We start from the raw sequence: 26735 nt of genomic DNA, 5'->3' as shown, positions 1-26735 counted from the left end.
CGTCTCAGGCAGACTGTGCCTTACTAGGAAAATAAAAAGGGGTTCCCTATACCACGGTTCACACAGGTATAGAGGACCCTCTTTTTATAACATTGCTATTTAGCTGCTTTGCTGTTGCTTGTCAGAGGCCGCAAGGGTATGGTTGTCTCTGCTTCTGGGTCGTCCGTTGTATAATAGAACATATAGATAGAAGCTTCCTTCCCTTTGAAGTTCTTGTAGACATCCACTGCCTTGTTATTGCCGTCTCCGGCGAAATTGGCTGTGATTGGCTTGCCGATAATCCGTTCTTTACCCAGGCCAATATGCGTCTGGTTGATCCCTCCAAAGTGAGCATCCTCGCTTTCGGTTTCTACGAATAAGTCCGATCCCTGTTTGTAGTAGGTCCACTTCACAGGATAGCCACCGATTTGCGTCGTTAGCGTCTGCTTTTGCTCAGAAATATCAGTTAAACGCTGTGGCGTTTTGTCATCCGAATGGGTCGTAACCTTGTATTTGCCTGTAAAAGTAACAGGAGTGTCCTTGGTAATCACAAGACTGGACGGTCGTTCAAAACGGATCGTGTTCAGATCGTGTTCCTGATCAGGTGAAGACCAACGACTACCCTCCAGCGTTGTGCCGTTCACAGAAAGAAAGTATTTTTGATAAGGTAACATGGCGAATTTCTTTTCGCTTCTGATCGTGACACGGATTTGTGTAGGTGTGACAATCATTTGTTCTAGCGTAAAATTTCGATTGCCGTTCTCCAATGGGGTGTTCAGCACGCTTTTAATCGTTCCGCTTTCCATTTTCTTCTTGCTTAGCTGCAGATCAAGGTTTATGGGTTCATTTATACTTTTCTCAGTTTGCGCATATTGCAGTTTGAAAGTAGTCTGTCCTTCCGGTATATCTGCTTTAGTAAAATACTGCTGGGCTGTGTATTCCCCATTCTCTCCGGGTGTACCAAAAGCTCCTCCAGGCTGAGGCCGCACAGGTTCTCCACCTTTGTAGGCAATGATTTGTGGATTGTCCCATTCCTTCGGCTTGGACGAATCGAAGGTAATTGCCGAGGACAGCATTAGCTTATCCTTCCCTTGTTCGAATACCTGTACCTTCAAATCTTGTAAGCCGTTACGATCCAGCTTGAACGTCTGCATCTGAGGCGATTTGATATCGAGTGGCAAATCCAGTTCCTGAACGCTGGTGAGCTCAATATGATCTACGGTCAGTCGCACGTTCTCTGTTTCTTGCTGCGGTGTCCAATCGCTTTCAAAGTAGCCGTTATAACGTTGGTTTTTCTCGTCCCATTGTTGAAAGCTATACTCGCCCGCACTGCTTTTCCCCGCAGCACTTTTAAGTGATACGTCTTTGACATTCCAAAACTCGTTGTCTGCGCGTTTTCCGACCTCCAAGCTGTACAGAATCACGGTCCGGTTCTCATCGACAATAGCGGTATGCAGCGTCAGCTTCACTCCGTCTCTGGTTACGGATTGCTCCAAGGGCTGTCCAAGGTCTTGATTTAGTGCCGTCTGAATGCCGCTTCTTCCGTGCAGCAGATCGCCCCAATTATAGTGGATGGCGGCATAGACGGGAACGGCAACGAGAAGTGCACTCAGAGAGGCGGCGATAGCTATTTTGCGCCAATTTCTGTGTCGGTGCGGAGTGAATGAATCGGAAGTGTCGGTTAGCGTAGGGGCAGTATGCCCTGTCTGTTCCATCCGGTTCCACATCTCATCGAAGTCAGGATAGGCCATTTCCGAATCATCATTTAACTTGCGCTTCAATGCCTTTTCTATGTTGTTCATAGTTCTCTCCTTCCATCTCGGGAATTTGTACACCTGCATCCCGCAGTATTTTCTCCATTAACTTTAGCCCTTTGTGAGTCCTCGATTTGACGGTTCCCAGCGGAATTTCTAGCAGTTTTGATATTTCCGCCAGCGTGAAATCATGCATATAGCGGAGTGTCAGCACAGCGCGGATTTTGGCTGGAAGACGATTCATATAAACGGCCCATTCCTCTGCCGATTCGCGTTCTTCCACCAGCCTGTCTACAGGCTTACCTTCCGCCCCGCTAAATAGATAGGGATTAGCCGATACCTTCAAATGCAGGCTTTTCTGGCGTTTAAGGTAATTCAGACAATGATTGACCGTAATCTTCATAATCCAGGCTTTTAGTTGTTCGATCTGTTCACGATTGCTGCGAAACAGGATGATAAACACTTCCTGTGTTAAATCCTCTGCATCGGATGCATTATGTACCATGTAGTAGCAGGTTCGGTATACATCTCGTTGATACAAATCAAACAACTCTCGATTACTCTCCAATGATGTGCTCTCCTTTCTCGTGCAGTTTATCTATATAACAACTGAGGTCCTCAAAAGGTTCATTTGGTTGCGAAAAGTAAACCGTCTGCTTCAAATGTACCATGATGTATCTATGTTGTTTGCTCATCTATGGATAAGGAAGTAGCAATAAACGAAAAGAAGCCTGTAAATCTCAAAAACTGCAGATTTACAGGCTTCTTACATTTTCCGAAGCTAGAGCTTACGGAATGAACATTCCTTCACGCGAAACCGCGTCAACGGATTAGCTTGCGGACCTACTCCGCTTAGTCAACCAGTCGTACTAGCGTTCTTCCTTGCGAGCGGGCTGCAAGGATGTCTTCGAGCGCGCTTGGCAGGTCAGCCAATCCGACTTCGCGCTCAACGAGCTGCTCCAGCTGTTCCGGCTTCCATTCGCTGCCGAGTCGCTTCCAGATCGCTATGCGGGTGTCGTATGGGCAGAAGACAGAGTCTATGCCCAGCAGACTTACGCCCCGCAAAATAAACGGCAGCACCGTCGTAGGCAGCTTGGTGCCTGCCGTCAGGCCGCTCACGGCTACAGAGCCGTTGTAGGCGATTTGGCTGAGTAGCGAAGCGAGCGGCTTTCCGCCTACAGGATCAACAGCCGCTTGCCAAAGCTGCTTGCTCAGCGGGCGGATGCTCTCCGCACCGTCGTAGACCTCCTCGCGGGAAATGACCTCGGCTGCTCCGAGCGCCTTGAGGTAATCGTGAGCATCAGCCTTGCCACTGCTGGCTACGACATGATAGCCTCTCTTGTTCAGCAGGGCAATGGCTGCCCCGCCTACGCCGCCCGTCGCTCCGGTGACGAGTACCTTGCCCTGCTCCGGAGTAACGCCGTTTTGCTCCAGCCGATATAACGACAGGGCTGCGGTGAATCCAGCTGTCCCGAATATCATCGCCTCTCTCGGCGTGAGTCCGTCTGGAAGTGGAACCACCCAGTCCGCAGGCACACGTGCATATTGGCTGAATCCCCCGAATTGAGACACACCCAGCCCGTATCCGGTAACGAGCACCGCTTGTCCTTCGCTAAAGCGGCTATCCTCCGAAGAGACGACGGTTCCCGAGCAATCTATGCCTGGTACGAACGGATAGGATTTGACAATATTTCCATCCTTGTGGGCAGCAAGCCCATCTTTATAATTGATGCTGGAATAAGCGACACGAATCAATACTTCTCCAGCAGGTAAACTGCTAGCTTCCAGAGAACGTACCTCTGCTTGAACTTCACCGTCCTGCGTCTGATCGACGACAAGAGCTTGAAATGATTGAGTCATCTGTAAAAGCCTCCTTTATTACCTTTTAACCCTATGAATGTCCTATATATTCCATCTTCAATTCACAAATTATGCTTAGGAAGCATACAACAATCTTCACAACCTGTCAGCGGCAATGCTCACAGGCTCGTATTCTATTATACTCTTTAGCTCATAATTACGTCGAAAAGACCAGATTCCTGGTATATTCTTGCAATATTCTGTTTCAATAAAGTTCGATAATCAATTATAAAGAGAGTGATAAATGAATTCTTACGCATTTTGCAAATCATTTTACGTAAACGGGATGTATTTTCAGAATGACTGTGCTAACATACCTTTTGATCGTTAAATAAATCTATGAAGAAAGGTGAATGAATGACAACCAGAGCACTAAAAAAAGGTTCGGTATTGTCCGAAGCTAAGGAACTGAATTTGTTCCGTTTAACATGGCCTATTTTCCTTGAATTGTTTCTGTTTATGCTAATGGGGAGCGTCGACACGTTCATGATCAGTTCTGTATCTGATAATGCAGTGTCGGGTGTGGGCGCGTCCAATCAAATTATTTCAATTGCCATCCTTGTACTGGAGGTTATCGGCAACGGCGCTGCTATCGTCGTAGCTCAATATATCGGTTCTAAGAAACTAGTCGAAGCGGCCCAGGTTACAGGTACGGCCATTACGTTGAATTTGATGGTAGGTCTTTTACTTAGCGTAATTTTTCTTGTATTTGGTACGCACATGTTGCAATGGCTGAATGTCCAGGGTGAGATTCTGGCTTACGCGGAGTCGTATATGAGCATCGTCGGGGGTGCCATTTTTCTTCAAGCATTGATTAATGCGCTGGCGGCGACCATTCGTACACATGGTTTTACCAAAGAAACGATGTATGTATCGGTTTTTATGAACGTGATCCACGTGGTCGGCAACTATGTTTTGATTTTTGGGCATTGGGGAATGCCTGCACTTGGAGTAGAGGGGGCTGCTATTTCTACAGTAGGTAGCCGCTTTATTTGTCTCTTGATCTTCTTCTGGCTGATGTACCGGGTCACTGAGGTTCGTGTCGAGTGGAAATATTACGTCCAACTGTCCCAAAAGTTTATCTCTAAGATATTGCGCATTGGTGTACCATCCGCGCTGGAGTCCATTATGTATCAGTCGTGTCAGCTCATTTTCACACTGTACGTGACTTATCTGGGCGCAGAAGCAATGGCGACACGTCAATATGCGAATAATATTTCAAGCTATATTTACTTGTTCAGTATGGCAGTCGGTATGGGTACGGCTATTGTGGTAGGAAGGCTCGTGGGAGCCAGACAGAAGGATACTGCCTATAAACGTGTACTGACCAGTGTGAAATGGGCGTTGCTCGTGACCGTGATTATTGATGCGGTGGTCATCTTTTTCCGTGTTCCCTTGCTTGGTTTGTTCACGGAAAATCCTGAAATTATTCGTTTGGGAGCACAGGTCATTTTACTTAGCATTCTGCTAGAAACTGGCCGGACAACGAATATCGTCATTATTAACTCGTTGCGTGCTGCTGGAGATGCGAAGTTCCCGGTCTTTATGGGTCTGATCTCCATGGTCTGCATGAGCTTGCCGCTTGGTTATCTGCTTGTGTTCAAGCTGGACATGGGGCTCGCCGGCGTGTGGCTGGCGATTGCTGCTGATGAATGGACTCGTGCTGTCATCATGTATGCCCGCTGGAAAAGCCGGTTATGGGAAAAACATGCGTTGGTCGAGCACGATACACCAGATCAGTCTGCAACGCCCGTTCCGGCACACTGATCCGAGCAGTATTTATGGTTACGTGGAGGCAGTTCAAGAGAACATCTTGAACTGCCTCTTTTTGCTGCTGGAGAACCATACTTCTACACGGTGGCACGATAGGCAACTTTGAAGTTCGACTTATATCATAATGGCATTCATAAATAGAAGTATGGTAAATTTACTAAAAAAAAGATATACTTTTGTTGCACTAACGCAGTACATGAAAGACAAGGAGTGTACCGATGAAGAAGCCGACGATTGAAGATGTTGCCCAGAAGGCAGGAGTGTCTAAAAGCACTGTCTCGCAATTTCTGAACAAACGATATAAATATATGAGCGACCAGACCAGAGACCGGATTGCCGAGGTTATTCAAGAGCTGAACTATCAGCCTAACGGGCTGGCCCGCAGCTTGAAGCAAAACCGGACGTTTATGGTCGGGGTCATTGTAGCCAACATTGACTATACCCTTTCGATCCAGTCCATCCGTGCGATTGAGGAGGAATTGCAGCGTTTTGGCATTCAGGTGATCATTTGCAACGCCGATGAAAACCCGGACAAGGAGGGCCAATATATTGAGATGCTCAAGGCTCGGCAGGTGGACGGCCTGATCATCTTCCCGACAGGCAAGCATGCAGATATTTACAACCAGCTCATTCGTGAAAAGTATCCGTTAGTGTTTTTGGACCGTTTGGTAGACGGGGTGAATACGCGCAGCCTGCTGCTGGATAACGAAATGGCGATTAAGCTGGCGATTCAGGAACTTGTGGCTCACAAACATGAGCGAATTGCGCTGATTACTTTGCCGCTTGGCTTGAATCGGATTACTCCACGGGTGGAGCGGCTCAGCGGATACAAAAAGGCGCTGGAGGAGCATGGCTTGCCATTTCGAGAAGAGTATATGCGCAGTGTGCCGAGAGAAGAAATCCAGCAGACACTGAAGGAGTTGTTCCAGCTGCCAGAGCCACCGACTGCGCTGTTGGCCGGGAATGATATTGTGCTAGCAGAAGCGCTGAAATATGTGAATGCCCGCCGTATACGCATTCCGGTGGAGTTGTCTATTATCGGGATTGACGATGCGGAGTTTGCCCATATTTACAATCCGCCGATTACGACTATTACGCAACCGATTGCGGATATGGGGAAGCAAGCGGCAAAGACGCTGCTGTCCAGCATTGAGGAGGGCGGCGAATCGGTTCCGATTATCTACCGATTTGTACCGGATATTAATCGGGGAGAATCCGTCAAAACGCTGTAGACGAGCAATGTGTCATATATTATAAAAATAGCCCGTATTCCTTTGTACGATCTGAGTATGCGTATGCTGCTCAGATCGTACAAACGCGAATACGGGCTATTGGAAGTTAAGGCTGACTTTGGATTCGGCCTTGTTGAGCTTGCGCTTATAGCGGTGAAGGTTATGCGGGGAATAAACCCGGACTAATTCGTGCTGGCACTGAGCAAAAAGGATTCCAGCTCGGCTCGTGTCGGATAGCCGTCCATATCTCCGGCTGACATGACGGCCAGTGCGCCGAGGGCATTTCCGCGTTTGACTGCTTCTGCCAGGGGCAAGCCCTCCAGCAGCGCGCTGATAACGCCTGCGGCAAATCCGTCACCGGCACCGACGGTATCCACGACATGCTCTACGCGGAAGCGTTTGACGTATCCCTCAGCATCTGCGGATTTGTAATATGCGCCTTCGGTTCCCAGCTTGATGATGACCAGCAAGGTGCCGCGATCGAGGTAGAACGAAGCGATATCCTCCGGTGAGGTGTAGCCTGTCAATATTTTACCTTCATGAATGCCGGGTAGAAGCCAGTCGCACCCCTCAGATGCTTCGTTAATCGCCTCCACCATCGTTTGCGTGTCAGGCCATAATTTGGGTCTGAGGTTCGGATCAAAGGATACGGTTTTGCCAGCCTTTTTCATAAATTGCCGCGCATGTCGTGCGAAATCACGGCACTCAGGGGAGAGGGCGACAGAAATACCTGTAAAATGCAGATGGCGAGCTCCGGAAAAGTAAGCCTCGTTAAAATCAGCGATGCTTAGTGTGGAGGCGGCGGAATGTTTGCGAAAGTATTCCACCTCTGGGTCCCCACTTGTAACTTTGGATTTAATCAGCATGCCGGTAGAGTGGTCTTTGGTAAACATGACGTTCTGGGTGTCGATCCCTTCTTGACGTAGCGCACTAGCAATGAACTTGCCGAACGTATCCTCGCCGAGTTTGGTCACGAGTCCCGCCCGTAGACCCAAACGCGCCAAACCGGCTGAAACATTCGTCTCTGCCCCGGCCAACGCTTTGGTGAATGAACGCACCTCATCCAGAGAGCCTGCTTCATTGGCATAAAACATGGCCATCGGTTCTCCGAAGGTAACAGCATCCAATGTTGCGGTCATTTGTATTCCTCCTTATGTTTAGTAAACTTAATCTGTAAGCGCATGCACCAACTGAATAAATTGAAATTATCACATAAATCGGTTTTTCACAATGATGAAGTTGATATATTTGCTAAAAACTTTTTGGGTAATATAGATAAAAAAATTCGATTCTGTTTATCAAAAGGTGAAAATCGTGTAAAACTTCGTGTGTATTAAGGGTTTTTCTAGGAATAGTGAAGTTTTGGGTTGACACCCTCTTAGATAATTATTACAATTCTAGCTAAGAAGTAGAGTTAGAAACCGCTTTTATAACAATTCCGTTGATAAAAAAGTTTATCTAAACAGGAGGAATGTTTTTATGGAAATGCGTTATTCAACTCATCCCGAACATGCCAAGCATTTTACGACTGAAGAGTTGCGTCAGCACTATCTGATCCAGGAACTGTTTGTACCTGAGGAGGTAAAGCTGGTCTATACGCATGAAGATCGTGTCATTATCGGGGGCATTTATCCCGTGAATAAATCTGTTGCACTGGAAGGTAACGATCAAATCAAAGCGGAAACTTTCCTGGAGCGCCGCGAACTGGGTATTTTTAATGTCGGGGGCAGCGGTACGGTCAAGGTGGACGGTGAAACTTACGAGCTGGCCACAAAAGACTGTCTCTACGTAGGTAAAGGTGGTAAGGAGTTGATCTTTGAAAGCGATTCCAGTGAAAAGCCTGCAAAATTTTATATCGTTTCGGCCCTGGCTCATACCACGTATCCGACGACAAAGCAGTCTTTTGCCGATGTACCGTCTGAAAGTCTGGGTTCGCAGGAAACAGCCAACAACCGTACGTTGCGTCGCTTTATCCATGATGAAGGCATTCAAAGTTGTCAATTGGTTATGGGGATGACAACGTTGGAGAACGGCAGTGTGTGGAACTCCATGCCGACACATGTTCATGACCGTCGTATGGAAGTGTATTTCTACTTTGAACTGGATGAGAATGCGAGAATGTTCCACCTGATGGGTGAACCGAACGAAACGCGCCATCTGGTGATGAAGAATGATGAAGCCGTTATTTCTCCACCTTGGTCTATCCACTGCGGTGCGGCTACGGGCAGCTATACCTTCATTTGGGGCATGGCCGGTGAAAATAAAACATACAAAGACATGGATCAGGTTGCCATGAGCGAGTTGCGTTAATCCGATCAGTGTATTGGAGCGTAGACCTGCAAGCGGCTGAGGTACATGGTCATCCCATTCGTGGAAAGGATCAGGAACATGACGAAAAAGAAAGTTTTGGAACATATCACTTCAGTAGGTGTCGTCGCAGTCATTCGGGGAAACACGGCGGAGGAAGCATATCTCATGTCTAAAGCCTGCATTGAAGGCGGCTTGGATAATATTGAGCTTACATTTACGACGCCGGATGCGGATCAGGTCATTCGAAGATTGAGAGACGAATTTAAAGATCGGGCAGTGATTGGTGCAGGAACAGTATTGGAGTCACTGACGGCGAGAATTGCTATTCTGGCCGGAGCAGAGTTTGTTGTGAGTCCTTCTTTTGAAGAAGAAACAGCGAAGCTATGCAATTTGTACGCGATTCCTTATATGCCCGGCTGTATGACGCTGAATGAGATTAAGGAAGCCATGAAATTGGGTAGCGATGTCGTGAAGTTGTTCCCAGGAAGTGCAATGGGAGCGGACTTTGTTAAGGCCGTCAGAGGTCCAATGCCTCATGTACAGATTATGCCAACCGGTGGCGTTGATCTGGACAATATGGAAACCTGGCTGCGTAATGGATGTGTAGCCGTGGGAATTGGGGGTAATTTGACGGCTCCAGCCAAGGAAGGTCGCTACGACTTGATCACAGAAAATGCAGCACGTTATGTAGCTAAATATAAGGAAGTACGCGCAGCGCTGTAGGCTTCAGGAAATATAGGTTTTTATACTAATTTGTGATGGAGGCGTAGACATGGGTCTGGACAATTTTTCATTGGATTTTTTCAGTCTAAAAGGTAAAACGGCGATTGTAACAGGAGGCAACAGTGGTTTGGGTCAAGGGTATTCCGTAGCTTTGGCCAAAGCGGGTGCAGACCTGTTCATTGTAGCTAACAATGACGATTATGAAGAAACAAGACGTCTGCTCGAACCTACAGGTGTGAAGGTTGTCTTTCATGAGGCGGATCTGACGCAAAAAGAATCCATTAAAAAAATTGTAGAAGAATGCGTCAATGAATTCGGTAAAATTGATATCCTTGTAAACAATGCAGGTACGATTCGTCGCGCCCCTCTGCTGGAGTATAAAGATGAGGATTGGGACGCTGTCATGGAGATCAACCTCAATGCCGTATATCATCTGAGCCAGGAAGTGGCAAAGGTAATGGTAGAGCAAAAAAGCGGGAAGATTATCAATGTCGCTTCTATGCTTGCTTTTCAGGGTGGCAAATTCGTTCCGCCGTATACAGCGAGCAAGCATGCGGTAGCTGGTTTGACCAAGGCATTTGCGAACGAGCTGGCGGTTCATAACGTTCAGATTAATGCGATTGCGCCGGGGTATATTGCTACGGCAAACACGGCTCCAATCCGTGCGGATGAAAGTCGCAATCAAGAAATCTTGTCGCGTATTCCTGCGGGTCGTTGGGGCGATCCGTCTGATTTGATGGGAGTTGTGGTTTTCCTCGCCAGTCAGGGTTCCGACTACATGAACGGTCATATCTTGGCGGTGGACGGCGGCTGGTTGGTACGTTAAGCAGCGCTGGTCGCATCGAAGTTTATGAACTGAAAGCTGCCTCCAAAGGAAACTATCCTTTCAGGCAGCTTTTATTTTTTCAATGAAGCTATATGGTGAACTTGAAGACTTGGGGCGCTGTGTCGATCCGTCCTATGCATATGGCACGAATGCCTTTATAATTTAATGAGATAAAAATTGCTAGGCTCCAGCCGTACACTTGGTTGGAGCCTTTGAGCATAATACAGATGGATTGGAGAATGGAGAGATGAGTTCACAGCAACACCAACGAGCTTTGGTATACAAATCTTTGTGGCATGCCGGTCCTTGGGTGCTTGCCGTAGGGATCATTCTGGTAGGTGCCAATCTGCGCGCCTCGATTACCTCGGTAGGACCTCTTATCGGTTTGATTAAGGATTCTTTACATATTTCGAATACACTGAGTGGCCTATTAACGACATTGCCGCTGCTGGCTTTTGCCCTGTTGTCGCCTTTTGTAGCAAAACTGTCGCGCCGCTTCGGGTCGTCTCTTGTTATTTTTGCAGCCTTGCTGTTGTTGACCGCAGGTATTGTGGTGCGCTCAACGCTGGGGGTGACCGCATTATTTGTCGGGACCGCCATGTTGGGACTGGCTATTGCCGTGTGTAATGTGTTACTGCCCAGTCTGATCAAAGAGGAGTTTCCTCGCAACAGCGGACTAATGACCGGCGTATACTCAGTATCCATGAATGTGGTCGCAGCAACCGCATCTGGCCTGAGTATACCGCTGGCTATAAATGGAGGTATGGGCTGGCGAGGTGCTTTGGGAATATGGGGGATTGTGGGTGTCGTAGGTATTTTACTCTGGGTGCCCCAGCTCCTTAAGGCACGCAAAACAGCCAATAAAGCGGCAGTGTCTGCCCGAACCGTGAATGTATATACATCGTCTTTGGCTTGGAAGGTGACGCTGTTTATGGGGCTGCAATCTGCTCTGTTCTATGTTCCTGCCGCCTGGTTTCCAGAAATGATGAGCGGACAGGGAATGGATTCAGAGACTGCGGGATGGATGCTGTCTGTGCTGCAGTTTTCGCAAATGCCATTTACCTTTATTGTGCCTATTTGGGCGGCACGGGTGAAGGATCAGCGGGTATTGGTTCTGATTATGGCTGCGCTGTATTTTATCGGTCTGGGTGGATTTCTGCTTGGAGCTACACAGTGGAGTGTGATTTGGGTCATTTGTATCGGTATAGCGGGTGGTTTTGCTTTCCCGTTAGTGATGATGTTCTTTAATTTGCGGACGCGGACACCGCAGCAGGCAGCAGAGCTGTCTGGTATGGCGCAATCTTTTGGTTATCTGTTAGCAGCAACAGGACCGACGCTGTTCGGTTATTTGCATGATGCGACACAAGGCTGGACAATTCCGCTGCTGCTGCTCTTGTGCCTGAGTGTTCTGCTTATGTTTATAGGGCTGGGTGCAGCCAAGAAACGATATGTCGGAGGCGAGGTGGATGATCAGACTGCAATTTGATGCAGACGGTTACAGTGTGATCTGTAATGCAGATCGTGTTATGTTGTTGGCTAAAGAGTTTGCGCTGTTGCGCTTTCTGTACGATAACAGGAATCAGGTGTTCACCCGGGAACAACTGCTGGATCGTGTGTGGCCGCTGGAGTATCCGGTGGAGCGTACGGTGGATGATCATATCTACAGATTGCGCAAAAAACTTAAGTCATGGGATGTGCTCCGTATTCATACGGTCAGAGGGTATGGCTACAGCTTGACCTTGACTGACGTGCGGTCACAGAATCATCCGTCCTTGCACGATCAGGAGGTGCAGGACGCCGTACATGGACTATTCCGGAAATACCAGCTGTTGGGGCAGGGGAATTCCATCGTAGCGCTGGCTGCCCAGCAGGAGCAGATGGGTTTTGAATTGTCTGTCTTTTATCAAATGTATACCCGTTTTGTACAGTCGGATGTGTCCTGGTTCTTGGAGCGGGAGGACTTTACACGCGCAGACCGATTGTATTGGATGCTGCTGCTATATATGTGCACAGCAGGGGTGACGGATGAGGGGCTTGCTCTATGTGAGTGTGCGCTTTCCAGCAGGCTGCTGTCCAGTGATCAGGAACGGGAATTACGCATTCTCAACATCCTGGAGGCTTATGTGGAAAATGGAAAACCTGAACGCGCACAGGAAGGTCTACCACTGACCTTGAGGGTCATGGAGCGGGATGATCTCAATAAATTTGTGATGCCTGTTGCACTGATGGAGATGTACATGCATCTGGCTTCCAATCATATGGAAAAGGCTGCGAAACTGTCTGATCGTCTGGAAGGCATGCTGTCGGAGGCTCCGTATTTACGCGAACTGGGCCGTTATCGCATGATGCGCGGACTTATGCTTTTACGTACTGGAGATGTGGGCAACGCCGAGCGGCTCATGGATGAAGGACTGGACACCCTTGATATGGCTAAACAGGAATTGCTAAAAATCAAAGCGATCTGCCAAATCCGCAGTTTTTTGAAGCTTTGCGGCTCCTATCCCATGCTGGAAGAGAAATATGCGGCTCAATATGATCGGCTTGACCGGGATAACAGTTTAACACTGCATCGTCCAGCGCTAAGGCGCTGGTTGGAACAAACACTTTCTGTCGTCTGATGTTTTTAGCTGTCTGATTTTCCTCTGATATAGACCCGCTAGAATGTTCTTATTGCTAAAGAAGCTGAAAATGAGAGCAGGGTGAGTAGATAATGAAGGAAAAGAAAGAACTGCAATCCACGCCTAGCATTTGGCGCAATGGCCGTTTTCGGCGGATGTTTGCGGCGCACACGGCTGCTTCCTTTGGCGATTGGTTTGATGCTATCGCCATTCAGGTGCTTGTTGCCTATCGCTGGGAAGCCGACCCTATGATGATTGCACTGATTCCGGTAGTGATGGCCCTACCGGGTCTGCTGCTGGGTTCCATCGCGGGCACGTTAGCCGACCGGGTACACAAGGCCAGGCTGATGATCGTATGCGATGCAGCTATTGCCTTATTGACGCTAGCAATTCTCGCCGTCCCGGGTCCGGTGTGGCTGCTGCCTTTGCTCGGTCTGCGCGCGGCCGCTGGCGTATTCCAAATGCCTTCACAGCAAGGCTTGACTCGCACGGTAGTCGCCAGCGACGACCTATTTCGGGCAACCTCGCTGAATGGGTTGGTCAATCAGGCCTCCAAAGTGGCAGGGCCATTACTGGGTGCTATGACCTTGACTGTGTTGTCCCCCCAGGCATGCATTATTCTCAATGCATTGCTGCGTCTCTGTTCCGGCCTGCTGCTGTGGCCGCTGCGCGGAATCGGTCCGGCGCTGGTCAGCGCAGACCAACAAGCTGTTGCAGCCGAGCAGCAAGGAAAGTCGGCTGCGCATACAGCGCCTGAGGCTGATGAAGCTAAGATGCGGGAGGAGCATGTCCGCGCATCTCGTTTTTTCAACCAATGGCGTGAGGGCTGGGCGTTCTTATGGCGCAGTCGAATGCTTTTGCATACGCTCATATTCGGACTTTTCGGCTTAATCGCCATTCTCATGATCGACTACCAGTTCCCTACATTGCTGCGAGTGCTCGCTCCAGGTAATGAATCGCTGCTTGGCTGGCTGGTTTCAGCCATTGGGGCTGGCGCCGTCGGCTGCATGCTTGTGCTTAATCGCTTGAATCGCATAAGCGCAGGCTGGGGGCTCGGTGGTGGATATGTGCTGGTTGGCGGAGCTATTGCTGCTTTAGGCTGGGCGCAACCTGGAACTGGATTGCCCGTACTGCTTATGATCGGGGCCGTGCTGGGCGTGGGCAACGGCCTGTACATTATCACCCAGAACTATATATTACAAGCCAAAACCCCTGCTGATATGGTAGGACGCGTCTTTGGTATCCAAAGTACCGTGATTGGAGCAATCATGGTCGTTTCACCGCTTGCCGGAGGAGTATTGATCCGAATAGCAGGGGCGGGCACGGCTTTTGTCTGGATCGGAATGACTGTTGGAATCCTGGGTTTGACGGGACTGTTGCTTCAATCTGTAATTTGGCGCGAGTCCCTCGCCGATTCTAGCCTGACTACGGAGCAAAATGCAGACCTTGCGTAGTCGATCTTGCGCAATAATTTGCTTTGATTTTCGTCATTTATATTTTTAGCATGGGAGAGATCATGATGACTCAACAAACTTCATCCTCAGAGCCTGTGGCACGGTTACTTGAAGGATCACGGGTATACTTGCGTCCCGTTAACGTAGAGGACACCGAGCTATACTATAATACATTGTTCGATCAGGATGTGCGGCGGCTGACAGGCACACAACGCAGCTTTACCAAGGATCAAATTGCCCGTTATATTGAAGCTAAAGGACAGGATGCCTCAAGCCTGCTTCTGTTGATTGCGCTTCGCGAAGATGATCGTGTCATTGGGGATATAGCCCTGCAGGATATGGACAGCTTGAACCGCAGCGCCAACATCCGTATTGCAATCAATGAGCAGGGAAATCAGGGGAAAGGCTACGGCACCGAAGCGCTTGTACTCATGCTGGGTTACGGATTTGGTATCTGTAATCTGCATCGGATTGAGCTGAATGTATTTGATTTTAATGAACGTGCCATTCGTTGCTATGAAAAAGTAGGCTTTCAGCGTGAAGGTGTACAACGGGATGCTTTATTCTACAATCATGAATACCATGATTCGATTCTGATGAGTATGCTGGACCACGAATACCGCGACCGCTATGTGAAAAAAGCAGAAAGTTAATTCAACACGTTTACACGGGTTTACAGAAGAGATATAATTAAAGGATAAAGTTGCTTGTTTGCGCAAGTATGACCGACAACATCAAATGAATATATGAATTACCGGAGGAGCCTGTCACCAAGGCTCCTTTATGTCTTTTTTAGGGGAACCTGTGCTGTATCTCGGGTTCCCCTTTTTATTTTGCGAGTTGTCCGTTAAGGTCAGACACATATTTTGCACGTTTGTTTTACACTTTATGATTATCAGTTTTCTTCAATATCGTGAATTATGCGCAGATGAGTTCAAGGATTAAACCAAAGGAGGTTATCAGCCTATGCAATTTATACTATATCTTCTGCTGATTCTGTTGTTCACAAAAGTCGCGGGTCATGTGTCTGTCAGACTCGGTCAACCAGCAGTGCTGGGAAAGCTGATCGCAGGAATTGTGCTGGGCCCAGCCGTATTGGGATGGGTTCAGAATGATTCGTTGATTCATAATATGTCTGAAATCGGCGTGCTGCTGCTGATGTTCATTGCTGGATTGGAGACGGATCTGGATCAACTTCGACGTAACTGGAAGCCTGCCGTAGCTGTGGCGGTTGGAGGTATTATTTTACCGCTAATTTGCGGTTTTGGTGTAGGGGAAGCCTTTGGATTCTCGGTGCATGAAGGCTGGTTTCTAGGAATTATTCTGAGTGCTACCTCTGTAAGCATTACGGTACAGGTACTCAAGGATATGAATAAGCTGAATACCCGGGAAGGCTCGACTATTCTGGGTGCGGCAGTGCTGGATGATGTGCTTGTCGTGGTGCTACTAGCGGTAGTAATGAGTATATTCGGTATGGGTGGAGAAACTTCGCTGGGGCTTCTTGTTGGCAAAAAGCTAGTTTTCTTCGTGGTAGCTATTCTGGGTGGCTGGTTCGTTGTTCCATGGATTATGAAAATACTTGCTCCACTCAAGGTGACTGAAGCAGTCATCACGACTGCGTTGATTATTTGCTTTGGGTTTGCGTATTTTGCGGATATGTTGGGGATGGCAGGTATTATCGGGGCTTTTGCGGCCGGGATTGCCATTGCACAAACCAGCTTTAAGCACGTCGTAGAAGAAAAGGTGGAGCCCATCGCTTATTCCATCTTTGTTCCTGTATTTTTTGTCAGCATCGGATTAAATGTTTCCTTTGAGGGAGTAGGGCAGCAGCTCGGATTTGTTGTTGTTTTGACACTGATTGCGCTGGTGACAAAGCTAATCGGGGGAGGTCTCGGGGCGCGGCTGACGGGCTTCGATAACCGTTCTGCCCTTGCGATCGGCTCCGGGATGATATCTCGCGGCGAGGTTGCACTTATTATTGCAGCTACCGGTCTACAGACGGGTCTGTTGGCACAGCAATATTTTACATCGGTGATCATTGCCATCATTCTGACGACCTTGGCTTCGCCTCCGATTCTCAAGCTGTGTTTTAGCGATAAGAGGGAGAGTTCCGCTCACGATATAGAAAAGAAGGTCAGTACTGACAAGTCATAACGAGAGTATCAACAGGTCATAACAAAAAGACCCTTCGGGTTCAGCTTCTCATAGCGTGCATGGAAAGTCTGATTTAGAGTAAAGCGGACTTTCCATGCAGCATAAGAAAATGGGCGAAGGGTCTCTTTTATGCTATAAACGCTGCAAGAATAGAAAAATTAAGACTCGGACACCACTGTGAAACGTTGGTTTAGATGTTGCGGTTTTTCGATTTCGTCCACTACGGCAACTGCATAATCTTCATAGCTGACATAGCTTGCACCTTTGGAATTAACCAACAGAGTGTCTTTTCCCACTTGGTAAGAGCCTGTACGTTTGCCCAGTGCAAATTCAGCGGAAGGACTAATGAAAGTCCAATTCAGGTCGCGGGTACCACGCAGAATTTCCAGGTTTTTTCCTTGGTTATTTGCTGTAGGGTATACGAAATCCGGGAAGCCAGGAGTATCTTTTACCAAAAGTGTTTGGGATTCATCAGTGAACAAGCTGCCTGCACCACCTACGACAATTAGGCGAGTACCGGATGCATTACGCAGGGCTTCAATCAGTACGTTACCTGCATCGACATGCAGATGCTCTTGTCCGAGTGGAGCGGCAAAAGCATTAACGACTACGTCAAAACCTTTCAGATCATCTGTTTTCAGATCAAAAACGTCTTTTTGTACTACAGTAGCACGGCTTTCCGTTACTTTAGCCAAGTCACGGACGATGGCGGTTACTTCATGTCCTCTGTCTAATGCTTCTTTTACGATATTACTTCCTGCTTTACCGGTTGCACCAATAACTGCAATTTTCATAATAGATAGCCTCCTATAAATATGATTTGGATGATTCATTAGTTTGATCGTAAGTGTACCTGGTACATTTACGAACTTTAATATGTAACTATTATAGTTACAATATAAAATAAAAGTCAAGCTCTTCTGTTGGGCAAACTAAAGTCCTCCGATTGGAAAGAGAGGAACTCGTTTAAATATATAAGGTGAAACTGAATGAGCCAACTTAAGCCATATTGGATAAATGTAGACCACAGATAAGAAAGGAAGAGTGAAACGATATGAGTAAAAAAGTACAGCTTGAACCCGCAGCACAGAAATTTGCAGATGATAATGCCAAGCCTCCGTTTCTATATGATTTGGGTCCTGAAAAAGGACGTGAAACGGTCAATGAGGTTCAATCCGGTCCAGCAGACAAACCCGCCGCAGATGTAGAAGATCTGTCTATTCCAGGTGGGCCTGGCGGTGAGGTGAAGGTCAGAATTGTTCGTCCACAACAGGTGACAAGCGATCTCCCGGTCATTGTATATATTCATGGAGCAGGCTGGGTATTCGGTAATGCCCATACGCATGATCGTCTGATTCGTGAATTGGCAGTCGGCTCACAGGCAGCCGTTGTATTCCCGGAATACAGCTTGTCACCTGAAGCTAAATATCCGACGGCGATTGAGGAAATTTACGCGGTCGTTCAATGGGTGGCACAGCATGGGCGCGAGCATGGATTGAAGCCCGATACGCTGACGATAGCCGGAGACAGTGTCGGCGGTAACATGACCGCGGCCGTAACGCTGCTGGCCAAAGAACGCAGTGGTCCTTCCATCCGGCAGCAGTTGTTATTTTATCCGGTGACGGACGCTTCCTTTGATACGGAATCATACCAGGAGTTCGCCACAGGATATTTCCTGAGCCGCGAAGGAATGCAATGGTTTTGGGATCAATATACGACGGATCCCAACGAACGAGCGCAGATCACGGCGTCCCCGTTACGTGCCACCACAGAACAGCTCAAAGGGCTACCGCGTGCGCTGGTCATTACAGGCGAGGCCGATGTGCTGCGCGATGAAGGTGAGGCCTATGCGAACAAGCTGCGTGAAGCGGGGGTAGATGTGACCGCTGCACGTTTTCAGGGCATCATCCACGACTTTGTGATGCTGAATCCATTGTCGGAAACAGCAGCCAAGCGCGGTGCGATCACGCTCGCTACCTCATGGCTGCGCCAAGGGTTTGAAGGCTAGTACACTATAGAGCATTTTAAGGGTGCCGTCGTGTGATTTGATCCAGTTTTTTGAACGATTAGGCTGTCTTCTTCCTGCTGACATCTATTGCAGGGAAGGCAGCCTTTATACATATCTGCAATGAAACCGCTTCACCTTCGTCGAACAGAGTGATAATATAAAATTTGAACGAGTTTGACCGACATTCAGCTTTAAGGGGGATATCCATGCCATTTCAGGGACAACGCATTTTACCTGCAGCTAAGCATATGAAGCAGCTGGAGGGTATTTTGGACAGCTCTTATGAGTATGCGGTTTTTCTGGATACGCATGTAGCGCAGCTGCGCAACCTGTACCAGATGGCTAGGAGTCGCAGCAAGCAAATGCTTCTGCATGCCGACCTGGTGCAAGGCTTGAAGAATGACGAGTATGCGGCTGAATATTTGTGTCAGGAAATTAAGCCGTTTGGGATTATTTCGACCCGATCCGGGGTGATTGCAACCGCTAAAAAGAAAGGGATTCTTGCTGTACAGCGGGTGTTCCTGCTCGATACGATTGCGCTGGAAAAAAGCTACGCGCTGGTGGAAAAAACACGACCTGATTATATTGAGGTGCTGCCCGGTGTTGTTCCACCTATGATTAAGGAAGTCAGCGAACGCACGGGCATTCCCATTTTGGCGGGCGGACTTATTCGCACCCCAGAGGATGTGGAAGCGGCGTTGGCTGCGGGAGCCACAGCAGTTACGACCTCCAATAAACAACTGTTCGAGCATTATAAGCAATAGCTTTTATTTGAATCAAGTGGGCATCATAACATTATAAGCAAGGAGATCGGGAAGTGATGGAGCAATACATTCTTGCCTTGGATCAGGGCACAACCAGTTCGCGGGCCATCTTGTTTGATCGGCAGGGAAAAGTGGTATACAAGGCACAACGGGAGTTCCCACAGTATTTTCCCCAGCCGGGGTGGGTAGAGCAAAACGCAAATGAAATATGGAGCTCTATTTTGGCCGTCATCGCCTCCTGCCTGTCGGAATCAGGTGTGAAAGCCAGCCAAATTGCCGGGATTGGTATTACGAATCAACGGGAAACCGTAGTGGTGTGGGATAAACATACAGGTCTGCCTGTATATCATGCGTTGGTATGGCAGTCACGGCAAACAGCCGGGATTTGCGAGGAATTGAAAAGCCGTGGATTTGATCGTATTTTTCATAGCAAAACGGGACTACTCATTGATCCCTACTTTTCTGGGACTAAGGTCAAATGGATACTCGACAACGTCGAAGGAGCACGAGCTCAAGCGGAGCGCGGGGATTTGCTGTTTGGTACGATTGATACCTGGCTAATCTGGAGATTGTCCGGTGGTAAAGCACATGTAACGGACTACTCCAATGCGGCCCGCACACTCATGTACAACATTTATGAGCTAAAATGGGATGAGGAGCTGCTGGATATTCTCGGCGTTCCTGCGTCTATGCTACCAGAGGTGAAATCATCTTCTGAGATATATGCGCATACGGTGGATTATCACTTTTTTGGGCAGGAAATTCCTATTGCCGGAGCGGCGGGCGATCAGCAAGCAGCTCTGTTCGGTCAGGGATGCTTTGACAAGGGCATGATTAAAAATACATACGGTACGGGATGCTTTATGCTGATGAATACCGGAGATGAACCCTGTGACTCGGAACATGGACTGATTACGACCATTGCATGGGGGCTGAATGGTCAGGTAAAGTATGCGCTGGAGGGCAGCATTTTTGTAGCGGGATCTGCTATTCAGTGGTTGCGTGACGGGCTGCGCATGTTCCGCGAGGCCACAGATAGTGAAGCGTATGCGGCGCGTGTGACCTCGACGGAAGGGGTATATTTTGTCCCGGCCTTTGTAGGTCTAGGCAGCCCGTATTGGGACAGTGACGTGCGCGGCGCGACATTTGGTTTGACGCGGGGAACAACCAAGGAGCACTTTATACGAGCGGTACTGGAATCGCTGGCCTACCAGACTAAAGATGTCCTAACTGCCATGGCGAGCGATTCGGGTGTACCTGTGCGCTCATTGCGTGTAGATGGAGGTGCAGTGATGAACGAGTTCCTGATGCAGTTCCAGAGCGATATTCTCGATCTGCCTGTAGAACGACCTGCTGTGAACGAGACAACTGCACTCGGTGCGGCGTATTTAGCAGGGCTGGCAGTTGGGTTTTGGAGCAGTCTGGATGAAGTCCGGGGATATGCGCAGAGTGATCATACCTTTACTCCGTCCATGAGTGAGGACATGCGGACTGAGCTTTATGGTGGTTGGAAAAAGGCAGTTCATGCCGCAATGGCGTTCAAGTAGAGACGGTTATGCGATAGAAGGCAGCCATCTGGCAACAGGCAGATTTCCCTTTTCATAGCGTACCGTGTGTGCTACGATATAGATAAGTTAATACTCGTCAGGAGACTTGGAGAGACCATGAACCGCTCGGCATCCGCCGCAGCGATGTTCGTGGTCTTTTTTTGTACCTTATGATGATTCATTTGCAGATGGCATCGTGAATATATACAAAGCTGGAGGGATAAATGATGGGAGAACAGGGATTTGCTGCGCAGGAGAGAACCGCTGTTTTGGAACGTATGGGACATGAGCATTTGGATATTTTAATCATTGGCGGCGGCATTACAGGGGCGGGTATTGCGCTGGATGCGGCGGATCGTGGTTTGAAGACAGCATTGGTGGAGATGCAGGATTTCGCAGCGGGTACGTCCAGTCGCTCGACCAAGCTAGTGCATGGTGGTCTTCGTTATTTGAAGCAGTTTGAAGTTAAGATGGTAGCCGAGGTCGGGAAGGAGCGGGCAATCGTATTCGAAAATGGTCCACATGTGACCATACCCGAGCGTATGCTACTTCCTTTTCACAAGGGCGGCACGTTTAACGCATTCACCACCTCTGTCGGGCTGCTGGTATATGATTTCCTTGCTGGTGTTAAGCGTAGTGAGCGCCGCCGCATGCTGGACATCCAAGCTACACTAGAGCGCGAGCCTTTGCTGAAGCGTGATGGACTGAAGGGAAGCGGCAGCTATGTAGAGTACCGCACAGATGACGCTCGCCTGACGATTGAGGTCATGAAGGAAGCTGTTACACGAGGGGCGCTGGCGGTGAACTATGCCAAGGCTGACAAGCTGCTGTATGACGAAGGACGAATAAGCGGTGCAAGCGTAACGGACCGGGTAACGGGAAAACCATACGAAATTCGAGCTTCGCTGGTTATTAATGCAGCCGGACCATGGGTAGACACGTTACGGGAAATGGATCGCTCCAAAGAGGGCAAGGTGCTTCGCCTGACGAAAGGTATTCACCTGGTGTTCGATGCTGAGCGCTTTCCGCTTAAACAGGCAGTGTACTTCGATACACCGGATGGACGCATGGTATTTGCCATCCCACGTGATGGAAAAACCTATGCAGGTACGACCGACACGGTGTATGAGGGGGATACGGCGCATCCCCGGATGACCGCCGAAGATCGGGCCTATGTGCTTCAAGCGATCAACGGAATGTTTCCGGATGTAAAGCTGACTGTTGCGGATGTAGAATCCAGTTGGGCAGGGGTACGGCCGCTCATTTATGAAGACGGTAAAAGCCCTTCGGAAATTTCACGCAAGGACGAAATTTGGGAATCCCGTTCAGGTCTGATCACGATTGCAGGCGGCAAGCTGACGGGCTACCGGAAAATGTCCGAACTCGTCGTGGATCGTGCGGTACAGGAGCTGGGGCGCTTGCATGGGCAGAGCTTCCGGGCATGCCGCACCAGACATATCCCGATTTCGGGTGGCAGCGTAGGAGGCTCAGCGGGCTGGGACGCGTACGTAGGTAAGCAAACCGCAGCAGGTGTTGCGCTCGGCCTGTCGCCGGATATAGCTAGAGCATGGGCTACCCGCTATGGCTCCAACACAGAGCGATTGTTTGCCATAGCGGCACAGAGCATGAAGGAGGCTACCGAGAAGGAAGCGGCGCTGCCTGTGGAAGTGCGTGCCCCGCTCCTGTATGCGATGGAACAGGAAATGACAGTGACACCGTCTGATTTTTTTATACGCCGAACTGGGGCTCTGTTCTTCCAGATTGACGAGGTGAAGCGCTGGAAACAGCCCGCCATCGCATGGATGTCCGAACATGCAGGCTGGAGCGCCGCGCAAGAACGACAATATACGGCTGAGCTGGATGCTTACCTGTATGAAGCTGTAACGCCTGTAGAGGTAGAGGTGAAACCCGGTGACGTTAAAGCTATTTGAGGCCGCGAGGGATATATATCCTTGAGCCATCCATTGCTTTGAGACATGGACTGAAAGCAAAGAAGCAGCGATTCTTCATAACAAGAGAATCGCTGCTTCTTTGTATACAGATGGCTTACAGCATCAAGTGGAACAGGAACGGGGCAGCCGCCAAGGTAAAGAGAGCGGCGAGCACCATCGAGATGCTGGATATCGTCCCCGTCAGCGAACTGAACTCGAATGCTTTGGAAGTGCCTGTACCATGAGCACCGGTACCGAGCAGCACCCCACGTGAGACTTCATTTTCGATACGGAACAGTTTTACAATCATCGGACCGATAATAAGACCGCTCAATCCGGTCAGAATAACGAATACAGCCGTGACCGTCGGATTGCCGCCAATCGTTTGCGATACATTCATCGCAATGGGCGTCGTAATGGAGCGAGGAATCAGGCTGCTCAGCAGCGAAGAATTCAGGTGCATCCACTTAGCAAGCGCCATGGAGGACAACACGGCTACAACAGACCCAGACAGCACGCTAAGCACGATTTGGGTCGCGTGTTTTTTTAACACAGGGAAATATCGGTACAAAGGGACAGCAAATGCAATCGTAGCTGGCTGTAGCAGCATGGACAGCAAGTGAGCGCCCGAATTATAAGAACGGTAGTTCACACCCGTCAGCGTCAAAATCAAAATGATAACAATAGGTGTAATGAGCAATGGAGAAAAATACACCTTGGGTAGTGTGCGGTACATGCGTTTGGCCATCCAGTAAATAGCGAGTGTCAATACAATACATAGAAGACCGGTCATGATGATTTATGCTCCTTTCGTTTACCAAGCAGACTGGCGACCATACCTGTGCAGGCCATCACCAGAAAGGTGCCGAGCAACACGACCAGCATAATGCTCATACCATCGTGTTCCAGCATCGGCCAATAATTCATAACGCCGACAGCGGAGGGGATAAAAAATAATAGCAGCTCGGCCAGCAACCAATTTGCACCAACTTCAATCCAGCTTAGCCGGACCAAGCCGGTTTGCAGCAGAATAAAAAGGATCAGCATACCAATGATACTACCGGGTACAGGCAGGTGGAGCCAAGAGACTACCGCGTTCAGGATGAGCGAAAAGGCCATCAGGACGGCGATCTGGAGGACACCGCGTATGAAGCTTTTCATATATAATGGCTCCTATCTTTGAGATCGGTTATTTTCAAACTGTAATGAAATTTTACATCACAAGCTTTCATGAGTAAAATGCATATAAAGAATGTAATCTATTCCGTTTGTCTATGGGAGAAGGTGTAGCTTTGGATATCCGACATTTACAATACTTTTTGGAAGTCGCGCGGTTGCGTAGCTTTACAAAGGCAGCCCAGAGCATGTTTATTACCCAGCCGACGATCAGTAAGACGATTAAAAGTCTGGAAGATGAATTGGGGGTCGCTTTGTTCGACCGAATTGGCAAAAGAATCGAACTGACGGACGCGGGAAAGGTAATTGAGCTTCAAGCACAAGCGATTGTAAAGTCCTTTCAGAGCCTGTCCTCGGAGCTGAGTGATTTGATGAACCTGAAAAAGGGACATATCCGTATTGGCCTGCCCCCTATGGTCGGATCGAGCTTTTTCCCGCGTGTCATTGGAGAATTCCATAAGGCATATCCTGATGTGACTATTCAATTATTTGAGGACGGAGCGAAGAAAGTGGAACAGGACGTAGAAGCCGGGGCATTGGATATCGGGGTGATTGTGCTGCCTGCGGTTGGAGATATGTTTGAGACATTTCTGTTTGTAGAGGAAAAGCTGAATTTGCTCGTTCATCCTACGCATGCACTGGCAGAGTGCAAGGAGGTACCATTATCTGCGTTGGCGGAGGAGGCGTTTGTACTGTTCCGTGAGGATTTTACGCTGCATGACCGTATCATTGCGGAATGTGTTCGTGCTGGCTTTCAACCGCGTGTAGTCTACGAAAGCTCACAATGGGATCTGATTAGCGAAATGGTTGCTGCAAACCTGGGAGTAGCACTGTTGCCGGAGGCTATATGCCGAGATCTGGATTCCGAGCGCTTGCGTGTTCTTCCATTGGTGGACCCCGTCATCCCTTGGCATTTGGGGATGATCTGGCGGAACGATCGTTATCTGTCCTTTGCCGCCAGAGAATGGATATCGTTCACACAACAATTGTTGCGGACGGAATATGGCGGAAAATAGTCAGTCAACAAGAAGGTGAGTACGATGCAGAGGTGCACCGAAGGAGGACGAATACTGCTTACATCATAAAAAAGCTGCCCTGAGGGGCAGCGATGTAGCTTGCTTCTATGAGTGTGTTTGGTTTATTGCACGCTTGGTGTGAAGGTACTTGTCCATAATACGGTCAAGTCTGGAGGATTTGTCCAATACACGTTCATCTTTTAATCCGTGTAAGTCAGCCATGCGATTCAGTTCACGGCGTTCTTTTTCCATGAGTTTTTCCAATTGTTCGAGGTTCACAAAGCCCACCCCCCATGTCGATTGTAAGGCATGTCTCCACTAGCGGCAGAAGTTTTTTTGATAACGATGTTATTTCCATTTTACCACTTTTTATTAACAATAATCCAGCTTTCCTGACATTTAGCGACTAATATTTATGGTTTTGCCAGTTTCACCTGATTGCGTCCTGAACGCTTAGCTTCATATAATGCCTCATCTGACTTTTCCAGTAAGTGCCTCGATGCAATGACAGGTGAACTGCCTGCTCCAATGGATACGGTTAGAGAGATCGAGGTTCCGTCATTCAAAAGAAAACGTTCATTTTCCACAGCTTTCCGAATCTTTTCGGCAAAGCTTGCTGCTTTCTGACTATCACAATTTCCAATCAGAATGGCAAATTCCTCTCCGCCTTTACGGGAGGGGTACGCCCTCGTTGTAGATTCCCGGATTAACAGCATTCCTAATTGGCTTAAGACGGTATCTCCGTTCAAATGACCATACGTATCATTAATATTTTTAAAGTGGTCAATATCCAGCATAACGAGTCCAAAGGGTTGTTTTGTAGTCTTGGAAGTATGAAAGACCTCATCGAATAGCGCATCGAAAGCACGTGGACTGTAGAGTCCGGTTAAATGATCCCGATTTGCAGCTTCTTCCAGTAGATGAACAGCCCGTTCTGTTTTTTTGATATAGGACATCATAAAATAAGTGAACAGGCCGCCAAGCAACTTAATAGTTGTGATTATTATCATAGATTCATTATCAGGAGGGTTAACTACAAAGAAAGTAGATAACAGCGACACTACAGCAGCTCCAAGTACGGCCGACATCCACTTGCGGAGTGTTAGGCTTTTTTCTCGAATAAAGATAAGTGAAATGCCCAGTGTCATGAAACAATTGACGGCAGCAGTCAGAGAAACATCTGTCCAACCACCTGTGATGTAAATACGGTACAGGCTTATGATCAAGGTGGTCAGCAGACCGGATACCGATCCTCCCATATAAACAGATATGATAATCGCCAATTGGCGCAGATCGACCACAAAGTGCCCACGGACCCATAAACCGGTCATCATTAACAGAATGCCAAACAGACCCAGCATTAAACCGTTCATTACCCGATAAATGAATATATGTTTTTTTAGGTAACGTTCATATTTCCGGAAAAATAAATTTCCAAAGAATAAGAAGCTTGTTAATAACGCAAAATTGTTAATTAATTCTTTTAACATATCCCTATCCTTTATGCTGTAATGAGAGTTGTAGTATCGTGGGGAATAAAGCAAAAGGCCTCGTTTCTATATTTCGGTAAAAAGTAGGCATGAGTGAATACCAATCGACCACAAACGATT

General features: G+C 48.3%; 25 protein-coding genes. 16 read left to right on the top strand and 9 right to left on the bottom strand.

Translation table 11 applies throughout. The annotated features are described in order from the left end of the window. Window positions 1-95 precede the first annotated feature (95 nt). The 3 genes from GRP75_RS01435 to GRP75_RS01425 all read right to left on the bottom strand — a co-directional run bounded on the left by GRP75_RS01435 (window position 96) and on the right by GRP75_RS01425 (window position 3593). On the bottom strand, window positions 96-1781 hold the full coding sequence (locus GRP75_RS01435; protein ID WP_160788422.1) for a DUF4179 domain-containing protein: 1686 nt from the start codon (window positions 1779-1781) through the stop codon (window positions 96-98). Next, on the bottom strand, window positions 1741-2301 hold the full coding sequence (locus GRP75_RS01430; RefSeq protein ID WP_053326350.1) for an RNA polymerase sigma factor: 561 nt from the start codon (window positions 2299-2301) through the stop codon (window positions 1741-1743). The genes GRP75_RS01435 and GRP75_RS01430 overlap by 41 nt, the downstream gene beginning before the upstream one ends. A gap of 284 nt (window positions 2302-2585) precedes the next feature. Next, window positions 2586-3593, bottom strand: coding sequence for an acrylyl-CoA reductase family protein (locus GRP75_RS01425; RefSeq protein WP_160788421.1), 1008 nt, complete (start codon window positions 3591-3593; stop codon window positions 2586-2588). A 357-nt stretch (window positions 3594-3950) separates the two neighbouring features. On the opposite strand from GRP75_RS01425, the gene GRP75_RS01420 reads away from it, so the two are divergent. From GRP75_RS01420 to GRP75_RS01410, 3 genes are all read left to right on the top strand, one after another. Next, window positions 3951-5360 (top strand): MATE family efflux transporter, encoded by a 1410-nt coding sequence (locus GRP75_RS01420; protein WP_075154902.1) that lies wholly within the window; start codon window positions 3951-3953, stop codon window positions 5358-5360. Between the two features lie 224 nt (window positions 5361-5584). Next, window positions 5585-6598 (top strand): LacI family DNA-binding transcriptional regulator, encoded by a 1014-nt coding sequence (locus tag GRP75_RS01415; RefSeq protein ID WP_023990869.1) that lies wholly within the window; start codon window positions 5585-5587, stop codon window positions 6596-6598. A gap of 9 nt (window positions 6599-6607) precedes the next feature. Further along, the gene (locus tag GRP75_RS01410; protein ID WP_155765236.1) at window positions 6608-6784 is read left to right on the top strand and encodes a hypothetical protein; all 177 of its coding nucleotides are present in this window, start codon (window positions 6608-6610) and stop codon (window positions 6782-6784) included. On the opposite strand, the gene GRP75_RS01405 is transcribed toward GRP75_RS01410, so the two are convergent. Beyond that, window positions 6781-7737 carry a sugar kinase gene (locus GRP75_RS01405; RefSeq protein WP_160788420.1) on the bottom strand — a complete coding sequence of 319 codons (957 nt, stop codon included), beginning with the start codon at window positions 7735-7737 and terminating at the stop codon, window positions 6781-6783. The genes GRP75_RS01410 and GRP75_RS01405 overlap by 4 nt on opposite strands. A 340-nt stretch (window positions 7738-8077) precedes the next feature. Here GRP75_RS01405 and kduI point away from each other — a divergent pair, with 340 nt between their 5' ends. The 8 genes from kduI to GRP75_RS01365 all read left to right on the top strand — a co-directional run bounded on the left by kduI (window position 8078) and on the right by GRP75_RS01365 (window position 16683). Beyond that, the gene (kduI, locus tag GRP75_RS01400) at window positions 8078-8908 is read left to right on the top strand and encodes a 5-dehydro-4-deoxy-D-glucuronate isomerase (protein ID WP_023990866.1); all 831 of its coding nucleotides are present in this window, start codon (window positions 8078-8080) and stop codon (window positions 8906-8908) included. A gap of 78 nt (window positions 8909-8986) precedes the next feature. Beyond that, a complete protein-coding gene (locus tag GRP75_RS01395; protein ID WP_025683172.1) occupies window positions 8987-9631 on the top strand; it encodes a bifunctional 2-keto-4-hydroxyglutarate aldolase/2-keto-3-deoxy-6-phosphogluconate aldolase in 645 nt (214 codons plus the stop codon). A gap of 49 nt (window positions 9632-9680) precedes the next feature. Next, window positions 9681-10457 (top strand): 2-dehydro-3-deoxy-D-gluconate 5-dehydrogenase KduD, encoded by a 777-nt coding sequence (gene kduD / locus GRP75_RS01390; protein WP_028540798.1) that lies wholly within the window; start codon window positions 9681-9683, stop codon window positions 10455-10457. Between the two features lie 247 nt (window positions 10458-10704). Continuing rightward, window positions 10705-11943 (top strand): CynX/NimT family MFS transporter, encoded by a 1239-nt coding sequence (locus GRP75_RS01385; RefSeq protein WP_160788419.1) that lies wholly within the window; start codon window positions 10705-10707, stop codon window positions 11941-11943. Then, complete coding sequence (locus tag GRP75_RS01380; RefSeq protein WP_160788418.1) at window positions 11924-13075, top strand: winged helix-turn-helix domain-containing protein; 1152 nt, start codon at window positions 11924-11926, stop codon at window positions 13073-13075. The genes GRP75_RS01385 and GRP75_RS01380 overlap by 20 nt, the downstream gene beginning before the upstream one ends. 92 nt (window positions 13076-13167) lie before the next feature. Then, window positions 13168-14529 carry an MFS transporter gene (locus tag GRP75_RS01375; RefSeq protein WP_160788417.1) on the top strand — a complete coding sequence of 454 codons (1362 nt, stop codon included), beginning with the start codon at window positions 13168-13170 and terminating at the stop codon, window positions 14527-14529. A 62-nt stretch (window positions 14530-14591) separates the two neighbouring features. After that, entirely contained in the window at window positions 14592-15182 is a 591-nt protein-coding gene (locus GRP75_RS01370) for a GNAT family N-acetyltransferase (protein ID WP_071558084.1), read from the top strand. A 313-nt stretch (window positions 15183-15495) separates the two neighbouring features. Next, a complete protein-coding gene (locus tag GRP75_RS01365; protein ID WP_068939041.1) occupies window positions 15496-16683 on the top strand; it encodes a cation:proton antiporter in 1188 nt (395 codons plus the stop codon). A gap of 158 nt (window positions 16684-16841) precedes the next feature. Here GRP75_RS01365 and GRP75_RS01360 read toward each other — a convergent pair whose 3' ends face one another. Next, the gene (locus GRP75_RS01360; protein WP_160788416.1) at window positions 16842-17477 is read right to left on the bottom strand and encodes an NAD(P)-dependent oxidoreductase; all 636 of its coding nucleotides are present in this window, start codon (window positions 17475-17477) and stop codon (window positions 16842-16844) included. Window positions 17478-17737: 260 nt separating this feature from the next. Here GRP75_RS01360 and GRP75_RS01355 point away from each other — a divergent pair, with 260 nt between their 5' ends. From GRP75_RS01355 to GRP75_RS01340, 4 genes are all read left to right on the top strand, one after another. After that, complete coding sequence (locus tag GRP75_RS01355) at window positions 17738-18691, top strand: alpha/beta hydrolase (protein ID WP_160788415.1); 954 nt, start codon at window positions 17738-17740, stop codon at window positions 18689-18691. Window positions 18692-18897: 206 nt separating this feature from the next. Continuing rightward, the gene (locus tag GRP75_RS01350) at window positions 18898-19455 is read left to right on the top strand and encodes a glycerol-3-phosphate responsive antiterminator (RefSeq protein WP_023990856.1); all 558 of its coding nucleotides are present in this window, start codon (window positions 18898-18900) and stop codon (window positions 19453-19455) included. A 56-nt stretch (window positions 19456-19511) separates the two neighbouring features. Further along, window positions 19512-21002, top strand: a complete 1491-nt coding sequence (glpK, locus tag GRP75_RS01345; RefSeq protein WP_068939037.1) for a glycerol kinase GlpK — start codon at window positions 19512-19514, stop codon at window positions 21000-21002. Window positions 21003-21229: 227 nt separating this feature from the next. Further along, window positions 21230-22933, top strand: coding sequence for a glycerol-3-phosphate dehydrogenase/oxidase (locus tag GRP75_RS01340; RefSeq protein WP_160788465.1), 1704 nt, complete (start codon window positions 21230-21232; stop codon window positions 22931-22933). A gap of 115 nt (window positions 22934-23048) precedes the next feature. Here GRP75_RS01340 and GRP75_RS01335 read toward each other — a convergent pair whose 3' ends face one another. Continuing rightward, the gene (locus tag GRP75_RS01335) at window positions 23049-23726 is read right to left on the bottom strand and encodes a CidB/LrgB family autolysis modulator (protein ID WP_075154895.1); all 678 of its coding nucleotides are present in this window, start codon (window positions 23724-23726) and stop codon (window positions 23049-23051) included. Then, window positions 23723-24094 carry a CidA/LrgA family protein gene (locus GRP75_RS01330; protein ID WP_013312485.1) on the bottom strand — a complete coding sequence of 124 codons (372 nt, stop codon included), beginning with the start codon at window positions 24092-24094 and terminating at the stop codon, window positions 23723-23725. Before GRP75_RS01330 ends, GRP75_RS01335 begins: the two co-directional genes overlap by 4 nt. A gap of 131 nt (window positions 24095-24225) precedes the next feature. Here GRP75_RS01330 and cidR point away from each other — a divergent pair, with 131 nt between their 5' ends. Further along, window positions 24226-25125, top strand: a complete 900-nt coding sequence (gene cidR, locus GRP75_RS01325) for a cidABC operon transcriptional activator CidR (protein ID WP_023990853.1) — start codon at window positions 24226-24228, stop codon at window positions 25123-25125. 105 nt (window positions 25126-25230) lie between these two features. Here the strand turns inward: cidR and GRP75_RS01320 are convergent, their stop codons facing one another. Together GRP75_RS01320 and GRP75_RS01315 are read right to left on the bottom strand one after the other, a co-directional pair. Next, window positions 25231-25404, bottom strand: coding sequence for an aspartyl-phosphate phosphatase Spo0E family protein (locus tag GRP75_RS01320; RefSeq protein ID WP_013312483.1), 174 nt, complete (start codon window positions 25402-25404; stop codon window positions 25231-25233). Window positions 25405-25538: 134 nt separating this feature from the next. After that, the gene (locus GRP75_RS01315) at window positions 25539-26615 is read right to left on the bottom strand and encodes a GGDEF domain-containing protein (RefSeq protein ID WP_160788414.1); all 1077 of its coding nucleotides are present in this window, start codon (window positions 26613-26615) and stop codon (window positions 25539-25541) included. Window positions 26616-26735: the final 120 nt, after the last annotated feature.

The organism is Paenibacillus sp. OT2-17, from assembly GCF_009827695.1.
GTDB lineage: Bacteria > Bacillota > Bacilli > Paenibacillales > Paenibacillaceae > Paenibacillus > Paenibacillus polymyxa_B.
This window is presented reverse-complemented; position numbering and strand designations above follow the sequence as displayed.

Bases quoted from the DNA above. Each gene is read 5' to 3' on its own strand.
- GRP75_RS01435 (WP_160788422.1), bottom strand. From the start codon at position 1,781: ATGAACAACATAGAAAAGGCATTGAAGCGCAAGTTAAATGATGATTCG.
- GRP75_RS01355 (WP_160788415.1), top strand. From the start codon at position 17,738: ATGAGTAAAAAAGTACAGCTTGAACCCGCAGCACAGAAATTTGCAGAT.
- GRP75_RS01350 (WP_023990856.1), top strand. From the start codon at position 18,898: ATGCCATTTCAGGGACAACGCATTTTACCTGCAGCTAAGCATATGAAG.
- GRP75_RS01420 (WP_075154902.1), top strand. From the start codon at position 3,951: ATGACAACCAGAGCACTAAAAAAAGGTTCGGTATTGTCCGAAGCTAAG.
- GRP75_RS01370 (WP_071558084.1), top strand. From the start codon at position 14,592: ATGATGACTCAACAAACTTCATCCTCAGAGCCTGTGGCACGGTTACTT.
- GRP75_RS01315 (WP_160788414.1), bottom strand. From the start codon at position 26,615: ATGTTAAAAGAATTAATTAACAATTTTGCGTTATTAACAAGCTTCTTA.
- GRP75_RS01365 (WP_068939041.1), top strand. From the start codon at position 15,496: ATGCAATTTATACTATATCTTCTGCTGATTCTGTTGTTCACAAAAGTC.
- GRP75_RS01405 (WP_160788420.1), bottom strand. From the start codon at position 7,737: ATGACCGCAACATTGGATGCTGTTACCTTCGGAGAACCGATGGCCATG.
- GRP75_RS01360 (WP_160788416.1), bottom strand. From the start codon at position 17,477: ATGAAAATTGCAGTTATTGGTGCAACCGGTAAAGCAGGAAGTAATATC.
- GRP75_RS01340 (WP_160788465.1), top strand. From the start codon at position 21,230: ATGGGAGAACAGGGATTTGCTGCGCAGGAGAGAACCGCTGTTTTGGAA.
- kduD (WP_028540798.1), top strand. From the start codon at position 9,681: ATGGGTCTGGACAATTTTTCATTGGATTTTTTCAGTCTAAAAGGTAAA.
- GRP75_RS01385 (WP_160788419.1), top strand. From the start codon at position 10,705: ATGAGTTCACAGCAACACCAACGAGCTTTGGTATACAAATCTTTGTGG.
- GRP75_RS01415 (WP_023990869.1), top strand. From the start codon at position 5,585: ATGAAGAAGCCGACGATTGAAGATGTTGCCCAGAAGGCAGGAGTGTCT.
- GRP75_RS01395 (WP_025683172.1), top strand. From the start codon at position 8,987: ATGACGAAAAAGAAAGTTTTGGAACATATCACTTCAGTAGGTGTCGTC.
- GRP75_RS01380 (WP_160788418.1), top strand. From the start codon at position 11,924: ATGATCAGACTGCAATTTGATGCAGACGGTTACAGTGTGATCTGTAAT.
- glpK (WP_068939037.1), top strand. From the start codon at position 19,512: ATGGAGCAATACATTCTTGCCTTGGATCAGGGCACAACCAGTTCGCGG.
- GRP75_RS01330 (WP_013312485.1), bottom strand. From the start codon at position 24,094: ATGAAAAGCTTCATACGCGGTGTCCTCCAGATCGCCGTCCTGATGGCC.
- GRP75_RS01375 (WP_160788417.1), top strand. From the start codon at position 13,168: ATGAAGGAAAAGAAAGAACTGCAATCCACGCCTAGCATTTGGCGCAAT.
- kduI (WP_023990866.1), top strand. From the start codon at position 8,078: ATGGAAATGCGTTATTCAACTCATCCCGAACATGCCAAGCATTTTACG.
- GRP75_RS01335 (WP_075154895.1), bottom strand. From the start codon at position 23,726: ATGACCGGTCTTCTATGTATTGTATTGACACTCGCTATTTACTGGATG.
- GRP75_RS01425 (WP_160788421.1), bottom strand. From the start codon at position 3,593: ATGACTCAATCATTTCAAGCTCTTGTCGTCGATCAGACGCAGGACGGT.